The sequence below is a fragment of the Streptomyces niphimycinicus genome (genome assembly GCF_018883605.1).
Lineage (GTDB): Bacteria > Actinomycetota > Actinomycetes > Streptomycetales > Streptomycetaceae > Streptomyces > Streptomyces niphimycinicus.
This window is the reverse complement of record NZ_JAHLEM010000129.1, coordinates 1-9,457: the sequence shown is the minus strand read 5'-3', so window position 1 is coordinate 9,457 and position 9,457 is coordinate 1. Positions and strand designations below refer to the sequence as shown.

The window sequence follows — 9,457 nt, the reverse complement described above, 5'->3', positions numbered from 1 at the left end:
ACCGGCGCCGCGCGGCGGCGGCGCCGGACAGCCGCGGTGACCAGCAGCGCCACGCACCCCGCGAGCACCGCCGCCCAGGCCATCGGGGAACCGAGCCCGCCCACCAGATGGCCCAACTGCTCCAGGGCCAGTAAGGGGTGGGCCAGCAGGATCGCCACCCCCACCGCGATCAGCACCACCTGGCCCGCGACCCGCTCCAGCACCACCGCGCGTACGCCCCGGCCGACATCCCCCGCGTCCCGCCCGTGCCGCACCGCGCGATGCACATCGCCGAGCACCCCACCGGGCAGCGCGGCGTTGAGGAACAGCGCACGGTAGTAGTCGGCGACGGCCGGGCCCAGCGGCAGCCGGATCCGCAGCCCGCGCGCCACCAGACACCAGCGCCAGGCGCTGAAGACCGTGGTGAGCAGGCCGAGGCCGAGCGCCGCCAGCAGGGTGAGGCCGTCGATGGTGCGCAGACCGTCCACAAAGGCCCCGGTGCCCAGCCGCCACAGCACCACCCCGAGGATGGCGACGCCCGTGGCCGCCCCGAGCCGGGCCCGCAGCGCGCCGCTCACGCGGCCGCCCCCAGCATGCGGGACGCGGGCAGCGCCAGCAGATCCCGGTGGTGCACCACCACCCGCAGCGCGCCCGTCGCGGCGATCGCCAGCCGGCGGCGCAGATACGCCTCGGCGCGCCCGGCCAGCTCCGGCCGGTGCTCCACGGCCGCGCCCACCCAGCCCCGCAGCCACTCGGCGGTCAGCGCGGCGTGGTCGGCGCCGAGCCGCCAGGGGCTGGCATGGGTGCGTACCGTCGCGCCGTACCGGGCGAACGTCTCGGCGGCCACCGCCATCGCGTCGGGGCCCACCAGATCACCGCGCCGCTGATGGGCGTTGAACGCCTCGGCGATCTCCGCGTCCAGCGGATCGGCCGGGGTGATCTCGACCCGCCCCACCACGGACAGCGCCAGCAGCGCCGGACACTCGGCCGCGGCGCAGGCCGCGGCGATCCCCTCCACCTCCTCGGCGGTGAGCACGTCCAGCAGCGCGGACGCCGTCACCAGCGAGGCGCCGTCCAGCGTGCTCGCGGTCAGCCGGGCGAGGTCGCCACGGGCCGTCGCGATGGTGATGCGACTGCCGTCGGTGGCCGCCCGGGGCATCCGCAGGGCCGCCCGGTCCAGCAGATCGGGGTCGCGGTCGTGCAGGATCCACAGTTGTGGGCCGCGTAGCCGGGGCGCCAGCCAGCGCCCCATGGAGCCGGTGCCACAGCCCAGATCGTGGATCACCAGCGGCGGGCCGGCCAGCCGGGGGCGGAGCTCCTCGATGAGCTCGGGGGAGCGGGCCGCCGCGTCGGCGCTCTCCCGCAGCTCCAGCCAGTCGGGGGTGTAACGCGGTACGTCGGTCGTCTTCACGCGGCCCTCCGCGGTTCGTCTCGGAGCTCTTCCAGCGCACCGGCCAGGTTGCGGGTGGTGTTCTCCCACCCGGCCAGCGCGGTGCGCCGCTCATGCGCGGCGGCGGTCAGCCGGCGGCGTATACCGGGGTCGCCCAGCCAGCGGCGCAGCGCCGCCGTGAGCGCCCCGGGGTCGTCCGGGTCGATGAGCATGCCCGGCATCCTGCCGTCGGGCGCCTGCCCGAGGGCCTCCGGAACCCCGCCGACGGCCGTGGCCAGCACCGGGATCCCCCGGGCCAGCGCCTCGGTCACCGCCATGCCGTAGGTCTCGGCGTACGAGGCGAGCACCAGCGCGTCGGCGGCCGCGTAATCGGCGGCCAGCTCGGCGCCGGTCTTCGGGCCGAGCAGCCGCACCCGGTCGGCCACGCCCAGCTTCTCGATCAGCTCCCGGAGCCGGGCGGTGTACTCCGGGTCCTGGTCCAGGGCTCCCGCGCAGTCGCAGGCCCAGGGCAGCTCCGGGATCTCCGCGAGCGCCTCCACCAGCCGCAGTTGCCCCTTGCGCGGGGTCACCGAGGCCACGCACAGCAGCCGTGAGCCCGCGCCGCCCGAGGAGGCGAGAGGGGCGATATCGGCGCCGGGCGCGGCCACATGGACCCGGTCGGGCACCAGCCCGTGCAGATCCACCAGCCGACGGGCCGCCCATGCGCTGGTGGCCACCACCGCCCGCGCCGAGCGCAGCGTCCGGCCCTCCAGCGCCGTCAGCTCCGCGGCCCGGCCGGGGGGCAGCCCCGTCTCGTCGCCCAGCGGCAGATGCACCAGCACCGCCAGCCGCAGCCGCTGGGCCTGCGGGACGACGATGGCCGGGAGCGCGCAGGCGACCAGACCATCGAGCAGAACGGCCGTGCCGTCCGCCAGTCCGGCCAGGATCCGGGTCAGCTCGGCGCGGGCGGCGGGGCCCGGCCGGGGCCAGTCGCCCTCGACCGCGTGCTCCTCGACCCGCCAGCCGGCGCCGGGCAGATCCCGGCAGATCCGGCGGTCGTAGACGTTGCCGCCGCTCGGCGCGGCCGGGTCGGCCACGGCGCCGGGCATCACGATATGCACCGTGCGCGGTGCGGCCGGGCTCATAGGCCGCGCTCGTAACTCGCCCAGGCGACATGCGACTCATGCAGGGTGACGGCGATCCCGGACAGCCCGCGGGCGCCCTCGCCCAGCGCCCCGGAGCCCACCCGTTCGGCGAGGCGGTCGGCGATCACCTTGGCGAGGAACTCGGTGGAGGTGTTGATCCCCGCGAAATCGGGTTCGTCGTCGAGATTGCGATAGCCGAGCGCGCCGCACACCTCCCCCAGCTCACGGGTGGCCAGGCCGATGTCGACGACGATGTTGTCATCGTCCAGCTCGGCACGGCGGAAGGTGGCGTCCACGAGGAACGTCGCCCCGTGCAACCGCTGCGCGGGTCCGAAGACGTCCCCGCGAAAACTGTGAGCGATCATGATGTGATCGCGGACGGTGATGCTGAACAACGGATGACCCTCCAGATACGGCGCGTCGGGCCCTCAGCCGGGGCACGACCTCTAGTACGGCCGTCACGTTCCCCGTGTTCAGACAGATGACACGGCAGATTCCGCGGTGTAGCGAACCCGGTGGCACAGCCCCGGAATCTCCCCGGCGGCGAGCCCCGGCAGCACCTGGGGAAGCTCCTCGAAACCGCATTCGCCGGTGACGAGGGCGTCGAAGGCCGGATCGGAGAGCAGTTCGAGCGCCAGCGCCATCCGGTCGCCGTAGCCGCGGCGGGTGCCCCGGGCCGGTGAGACCGTCCCCACCTGGCTGGCGCGCACCGTCAGCCGGCGCGAGTGGAAGGCTTCCCCGAGCGGCAGGCTGATCCGCCGGTCCCCGTACCAGCTCAGCTCCAGCACGGTGCCCTCCGGGGCGAGGAGCTCCAGCGAGCGCGCGAGCCCCTGTTCGGTGGCGCTGGCGTGGACGACCAGATCGAGGTCGCCCGTCGCCTCCTCGGGGAGCGCGAAGTCCACCCCGAGCGCCCGCGCGACCTCGGCGCGCGCCGGCTCGGCGTCCACCAGTTGCACCCGTACGGCGGGGAACCGCGCCAGCACCGCCGCCACCGAGGCGCCCACCATCCCCGCCCCCACCACGGCGATCCGGTCGCCCAGCAGGGGCGCGGCGTCCCATGCCGCGTTCACCGCGGTCTCCACCGTGCCCGCCAGCACGGCGCGCGGGGCGGGCACGCCCTCCGGCACCGGGGTCACCGCGCTCGCCGGGACCACATAGCGGGTCTGATGCGGGTACAGACAGAAGACGGTGCGCCCCAGCAGGGACGGCGGCCCCTCCTCGACCAGACCCACATTGAGATAGCCGTACTTGACCGGCCCGGGGAACTCACCGTCCTGGAACGGCGCGCGCATCGCGGTGTGCTGACTGACCGGTACGCCACCGCGGAAGACCAGGGTCTCCGTACCGCGGCTCACCCCCGAGCACAGCGTGCGCACCACCACGTCCCCGGGCCCGGGGTCGGGCAGGGCCACCTCCCGTATCTCGCCATGGCCGGGGGAGCGGAGCCAGAAGGCGTGGGCGGTGCGCGTCATACGACGTTCTCCAAAGGGCTGAACAATCGGGTGATGGCTCACGTACCGATGACCATGAAGCCGCGAACACGGTACGCGGCACCCATCCGCTCCGCCACACAGCCCGGAGAGTGCACGGTGGCCCTGAACAATCCCTACAACACCACGCCGTTGCGGAACGAGACGGCCGCGGGCGCGGCCGCGCAGTTGCTGCTGCTCGTGCTGCTCGGCACGGCGCTCGACCTGGGCCCCGCGGGCTGGCTGACCGGCCTGGCCTTCGCGGCCGCCACCTGGGCGGTGCTCACCCGCGCCCTGTCGCGGTCCTGGCTCGCCTCCTTCGGCGCGGCCAACCGCGTCACCCTCGCCCGGGCCACGCTCGTCGGCGGGGTGACCGCGCTGGTCGCGGACTCCTTCGAGAGCCCGCCGCCGGTCACCGTGCTGGTGGCCCTCACCGCGGTCGCGCTGCTCCTGGACGCGGTCGACGGCCAGGTGGCCCGGCGCACCGGCACCTCGTCCTCCCTGGGCGCGCGGTTCGACATGGAGGTCGACGCCGTCCTCATCCTGGTGCTCAGCGTCTATGTGGCCACCTCGCTCGGCCCCTGGGTGCTGCTGATCGGCGCCATGCGCTACGTCTTCGTCGCCGCGGCCCGGGTGCTGCCCTGGCTGAACGGGCAGCTCCCGCCGAGCACGGTCCGCAAGACGGTGGCCGCGCTCCAGGGTGTGCTGCTGCTGGTCGTCGGCGCCGGCGTGCTGCCCTACGCGCTGGCCTTCGGCGCCGCCCTGCTCGCCCTGACCCTGCTGAGCTGGTCCTTCGCCCGCGACATCAGGTGGCTGTGGCGCACCCGGGACAGCCGGGCCGAGGTGGGCGGGCAGGCCCGGTGAGGGCGGCGCCGAAGGCCGCGGGGCCGCCGCTCTACCAGGGGAGAGCGCCCTCGATGTCGAAGTACCCTCCCGTCGGGCCGCCGGGGCCCACCTGGGCCATCCGGACGATGATCTCGGCGCCCTCCTCGACGGTCTGGTGGCCGGTGTGCGCGTTGAGGTCCGTCGCGGTGTAGCCGGGCTCGACGGCGTTGATCCGCATCTGCGGGAACGCCTTCGCGTACTGCACGGTGACCATGTTGACCGTCACCTTCGACGCCGGATAGGCGACCCCCGGATAGGCGTGCGCCGGGTCGTCAGGGGTGGAGACCCGCTCCAGCGAGGCCAGCCCGCTGCTGATATTGACCACGACCGGGGCGGCGGACCGCAGCAGCAGCGGCAGGAAGGCGTGGGTGACCCGCACCACGCCGAAGACGTTCGTCTCGAACACCTTCCGCATCATGTCGGCGGTGACCTCGGCGGCGCCGATCACCCCGCCGTCCGGCGTCCGCGCCTCGATACCGGCGTTGTTGACCAGCACATCCAGGCCGCCGTCGGCCTCGATGGCCTTGGCGGCGGCGGCCACGGACGCGTCATCGGTGACATCGAGGACGACCAGCCGCGCCCCCAGCTTCTCGGCGGCCCGGCGGCCGCGCTCGGCGTCCCGGCTGCCGAGGTAGACGGTGTGGCCCGCGGCGATCAGTCGGCGGGCGGTCTCGAAGCCGAGACCCTTGTTGGCTCCGGTGATAAGTGTTGTCGTCATGTCTCCAGGCTGCGCCCGGGGCGTGGGGGCAGCCAGCTTTCCCGTCTTCCTGGGACCGCGAGTACCAGGAAGGGCCCCGGTCCGCGGTGCACACTGGGGGCCATGGCGACCACGGAGTTCGGGCAGGCGGTACGGCGCCGGCGGGACCGGGTCCCGCCGGAGGCCGCCGGGCTGCCGACCGGCGGACAGCGCCGCGCGGCCGGGCTGCGCCGCGAGGAGCTGGCGATGCTGGCCGGGATCTCCGTCGACTACGTCACCCGCCTCGAACAGGGCCGGGCCGCCCATCCCTCGTCCCAGGTCGTCGAGGCGCTGGCCAGGGCGCTGCGGCTGTCGGGGGACGAGCGCGCCCATCTCTTCCGGCTGGCCGGGCTGGCGCCGCCGGGTCCGGAGACGGTGCCGGCGTACATCACCCCGAGCGTCCAGCGGCTGCTGGACCGGCTGACCGGAACACCGGTCGCGGTGAGCGACGCGTCCTGGACGCTGCTCATGGCCAATCCGCCGTATGTGGCGCTGCGGGGCGATCCGTCCCGGTGGCGCGGCAATGAGCGCAACGGAGTCTGGCGCCACTTCGTCTGCGAGGACAGCGGCTCCCGGCAGACGCATGAGGCCCGGGCTGAGTTCCAGGCCGCGCTGGTCGCCGATCTCCGCACGGTCGCCGCCCGCTACCCGGCCGACCAGAAGCTGCGGCAGTTGGTCGCGGAGCTGCGCGCCAACAGCGGGCGGTTCGCCGCGCTGTGGGACTCCGGCACCGTCGGCCACCATGAGGCGTCGCGCAAGACCATCGACCATCCGCGGGTGGGCACACTGACGCTGGACTGCGATGTGCTGACCGTGGCGGGCAGCGATCTGCGCATCGTGGTCTACACCGCCGAGCCCGGCACCGAGGACGCCGAACGCCTCGCCCTGCTCACCGTGGTCGGCACCCAGTCGCTCACCGGCTAGCCCGCCGGGCGGGGGGCGGCGCGGGGGTGCGGGGGTGGACCCGCGCACCCGAATCTGGCGATGAGTTTTTCATATTTGCGTAATTGGATCGATGCGTTCCGTAAGATTTTAGGCTCATCCGATGCACGAACCGGCGTCCGTGAGCGCTATCTGAACAGAGAGCGCAACACCGCGCACTCGCGGGGCGTGTGGGGGTGGGGGCCACCCCTCGTACAACGAACAGAAGGACAACGAAGTCCGTGAATCTTCAAACCGTGGTGAACGTCGTCACCGCCGTACTCGTCGCGCGGGTATTCGGCAGTGACGCCATCGCCCTCCTGCGCCGCGCGGCCGCCATGGGAGTGCGCGTCGGCGTATCGGAACTGCGTCGCAGCGACCGGGAGGGAGGGGAGCGGTGACCAACGAATTCCTGCGCTCGCGCGAGATCACCTCGATGACCACCTCACTCCCCGCGGACTTCCGTGCCTTCCACCAGCTCCACCGGAAGGCGTACATCGACCGGGCCGTGGTCTACCTCGGCAACCACGCGGACGCCGAAGAGGCCGTCGACGCCGCCTTCGAACAACTCCTGCGCTGCTGGCCCAAGGTGCTGACGATGGAGAACCCGGCCGCCTACGCCTGGAAGGTCATGAAGAACCGGGCCGTCGACCTCGCCCGCGCCCGCAAGCGAGGCCCCGCCCTGCTGGACAACGCGACCTTCGAGACCGCGCTGCTCAGGGACGCGGTCGACCCCATCGCCGTACTCGAGGAGAGCCTGAACCTCTACCAGGCCATCAAGAAACTCCCCGAGCGCCAGCAGGACGTGGTCATCCTGCTCCACTGCCGCGGCTACAGCGTCGCCGAGACCGCCACCCACCTCGGCATCACCGAGGCCGGTGTCCGCTCCACCGTCCGCTACGCCCGCCGCCGACTGCAACAACTCCTGGCCAAGGAGGAGCGATGACCTCAGCCATTGACCGCATCCTCGCGCGGGCCCTGCTCAACCCCACCCCTCCCATCGACTTCGAGGCCGCCGAGGCCCGGCTCGCCGCCCGCCACGCCGACCCCGACGGCGCCCCACCCCAAGAGCGCCCTCCGCGGCACGCCCAGCGGACATCCGCGGCCGCCGGAGCCGCGGCGCCGGGCGTGGACGAACGGATGGCGCAGGACCTGCACACCCTGTGCGAGGCGATCATCGCCCGCCCCGATGCCCTGACCCGGTTGCGGGACTTCCTCACCCGCCGCATCCTCGAACCGCCCGGCTCCCGTGTCCTCGGGTGTGTGCTGCAACTGGCCGGCCATGAGGACCACGCCCAGTTCTGGTGGCAGTTCGCCGCCGGCGCCGGTGATCCCGCCGCCGCGTACTGCCTCTATCTCCACCACATGGCCCTGGGCGAGGACGGTCAGGCGCACGCCTGGCTGGAGTGGTGGCATGAGCAGGCGGGCAATGACATCCCGCCGGTCACCGACACGGTGGAGGACTGGGCCGCCACCGACCATGAGATGGCCGCCGCCCTCCGCATCCTGCACGGCCTGAAACGGGAGCGGGAGGTGCCGCCCGCCACCATGGCCGTCATCCACTACGTCGCCCGGGCCGTCGACTTCACCGACGACCCCGACATCGATCTCCCGCTGCCCGAACCGGGATTCGCCGACCGCATCGAAGACCTCACCGCCACCGAGACCACCACGGCCGCCGCGCCCTCGCCCGACCGGGCCGTACTGCCCGAGCGGCCGCGCAGTGGTTCCCCCGCGTGATGACGGGAGCCGGCGGCGGAGAAGGTCTCCGGCCGCCGGCTCCCGCTTCCCGGGGCGGGTGGCGCCGTCAGCGCCTGGCCACCAGGTCCTTGAGCGCGATGTTGAGTTCGAGGACGTTCACCCGCGGCTCCCCGATGAAGCCGAACACGCGGCCCTCGGTCTTCTCCTCGACCAGCTTCTCCACCTGGGCGACGGACAGCCCGTTCCGCTCCGCGACCCGGTGGACCTGGATCTCGGCGTAGCGCGGGGAGATGTCCGGGTCCAGGCCGGAGCCTGAGGAGGTCACCGCGTCGGCGGGGACCTGGGACGGCCGGACGGTGTAGCCGGGCACCGAGTTGTTCCTGACGACCGCGGCCTTGGCGTCCCTGACCTGCTGGAGCAGGTCCTTGCTGTCGGCGGAGAGGTTGGTGGCTCCGGACAGCAGCAGCGTGTAGCGGGTGTTGAGGCTGTTGGTGCCGAGACCGTTCGCCGGGCGCCCCTGGAACCACTTCGGATCGGGGTCCGGGGTCTCCTGGCCCTTTTTCAGCGGCAGGTTGTACGGCTGCCCGATCAGCGAGGAGCCGACGACCCGGCCGTCCGCCTCGATCTCGGAGCCGTTCGCCTTGTCGTGGAACAGCCCCTGGGCGATGCCGGTGACCACCAGCGGGTAGATGACGCCCGTGACCAGGGTCAGCACGAGGAGGGCCCGCAGGCCGGCCCCGAACAGCCGGGCGGTGTTCATGACGGAATGGTTCATGGCGGTCAGCCGATCCCGGGAATGAGGGAGATGAGCAGGTCGATGATCTTGATGCCGATGAAGGGCGCAATGAGGCCGCCGAGGCCGTAGATCCCGAGGTTGCGCCGCAGCATCCGGTCCGCGCTCATCGGCCGGTAGCGCACACCCCGCAGGGCCAGCGGCACCAGGGCGATGATGATCAGCGCGTTGAAGATCACCGCGGACAGGATCGCCGAGTCCGGCGAGGACAGTTGCATGATGTTCAGCTTGTCCAGGCCCGGGTAGACCGCCGCGAACAGCGCCGGGATGATCGCGAAGTACTTCGCTACATCGTTGGCGATGGAGAAGGTGGTCAGCGCGCCACGGGTGATCAGCAACTGCTTGCCGATCTCCACGATCTCGATGAGCTTGGTCGGGTTGGAGTCGAGGTCGACCATGTTGCCGGCCTCCTTGGCGGCCGACGTACCGGTGTTCATCGCCACCCCGACGTCCGCCTGG

At 72.7% G+C, this 9,457-nt stretch carries 12 protein-coding genes and 1 pseudogene; 5 read left to right on the top strand and 8 right to left on the bottom strand.

The annotated features are described in order from the left end of the window. The 5 genes from KN815_RS14085 to KN815_RS14065 form a co-directional block, all read right to left on the bottom strand. A partial coding sequence (locus KN815_RS14085; protein WP_216342258.1) for a lysylphosphatidylglycerol synthase domain-containing protein occupies positions 1-557 on the bottom strand: 557 nt, incomplete at its 3' end. Then, positions 554-1,459 carry a class I SAM-dependent methyltransferase gene (locus KN815_RS14080; RefSeq protein WP_372458350.1) on the bottom strand — a complete coding sequence of 302 codons (906 nt, stop codon included), beginning with the start codon at positions 1,457-1,459 and terminating at the stop codon, positions 554-556. The genes KN815_RS14080 and KN815_RS14085, both read right to left, overlap by 4 nt. Further along, positions 1,387-2,493, bottom strand: coding sequence for a glycosyltransferase family 4 protein (locus KN815_RS14075; protein ID WP_216342254.1), 1,107 nt, complete (start codon positions 2,491-2,493; stop codon positions 1,387-1,389). Before KN815_RS14075 ends, KN815_RS14080 begins: the two co-directional genes overlap by 73 nt. Then, on the bottom strand, positions 2,490-2,888 hold the full coding sequence (locus KN815_RS14070) for a 6-pyruvoyl trahydropterin synthase family protein (RefSeq protein ID WP_216342252.1): 399 nt from the start codon (positions 2,886-2,888) through the stop codon (positions 2,490-2,492). The genes KN815_RS14075 and KN815_RS14070 overlap by 4 nt, the downstream gene beginning before the upstream one ends. 78 nt (positions 2,889-2,966) lie before the next feature. Continuing rightward, the gene (locus KN815_RS14065; protein WP_216342250.1) at positions 2,967-3,965 is read right to left on the bottom strand and encodes a zinc-dependent alcohol dehydrogenase; all 999 of its coding nucleotides are present in this window, start codon (positions 3,963-3,965) and stop codon (positions 2,967-2,969) included. A 117-nt stretch (positions 3,966-4,082) separates the two neighbouring features. Here KN815_RS14065 and KN815_RS14060 point away from each other — a divergent pair, with 117 nt between their 5' ends. After that, a complete protein-coding gene (locus KN815_RS14060) occupies positions 4,083-4,826 on the top strand; it encodes a CDP-alcohol phosphatidyltransferase family protein (protein WP_216342248.1) in 744 nt (247 codons plus the stop codon). 31 nt (positions 4,827-4,857) lie between these two features. Here the strand turns inward: KN815_RS14060 and KN815_RS14055 are convergent, their stop codons facing one another. Continuing rightward, positions 4,858-5,565, bottom strand: coding sequence for an SDR family NAD(P)-dependent oxidoreductase (locus tag KN815_RS14055; protein ID WP_216342246.1), 708 nt, complete (start codon positions 5,563-5,565; stop codon positions 4,858-4,860). Positions 5,566-5,667: 102 nt separating this feature from the next. On the opposite strand from KN815_RS14055, the gene KN815_RS14050 reads away from it, so the two are divergent. The 4 genes from KN815_RS14050 to KN815_RS14035 all read left to right on the top strand — a co-directional run bounded on the left by KN815_RS14050 (position 5,668) and on the right by KN815_RS14035 (position 8,244). Further along, positions 5,668-6,507, top strand: a complete 840-nt coding sequence (locus KN815_RS14050) for a helix-turn-helix transcriptional regulator (RefSeq protein ID WP_216342245.1) — start codon at positions 5,668-5,670, stop codon at positions 6,505-6,507. Positions 6,508-6,746: 239 nt separating this feature from the next. Then, entirely contained in the window at positions 6,747-6,905 is a 159-nt protein-coding gene (locus KN815_RS14045; protein WP_216342243.1) for a hypothetical protein, read from the top strand. Then, a complete protein-coding gene (locus KN815_RS14040) occupies positions 6,902-7,450 on the top strand; it encodes a sigma-70 family RNA polymerase sigma factor (RefSeq protein WP_253208964.1) in 549 nt (182 codons plus the stop codon). Before KN815_RS14045 ends, KN815_RS14040 begins: the two co-directional genes overlap by 4 nt. Beyond that, positions 7,447-8,244, top strand: coding sequence for a hypothetical protein (locus KN815_RS14035; RefSeq protein ID WP_216342241.1), 798 nt, complete (start codon positions 7,447-7,449; stop codon positions 8,242-8,244). Before KN815_RS14040 ends, KN815_RS14035 begins: the two co-directional genes overlap by 4 nt. A 67-nt stretch (positions 8,245-8,311) precedes the next feature. Here the strand turns inward: KN815_RS14035 and KN815_RS14030 are convergent, their stop codons facing one another. Both KN815_RS14030 and KN815_RS14025 read right to left on the bottom strand, forming a co-directional pair. Then, a complete protein-coding gene (locus tag KN815_RS14030) occupies positions 8,312-8,980 on the bottom strand; it encodes a potassium-transporting ATPase subunit C (protein ID WP_216342239.1) in 669 nt (222 codons plus the stop codon). A 5-nt stretch (positions 8,981-8,985) separates the two neighbouring features. Continuing rightward, a pseudogene (locus KN815_RS14025) lies at positions 8,986-9,457 on the bottom strand (potassium-transporting ATPase subunit B); the annotation flags it as partial.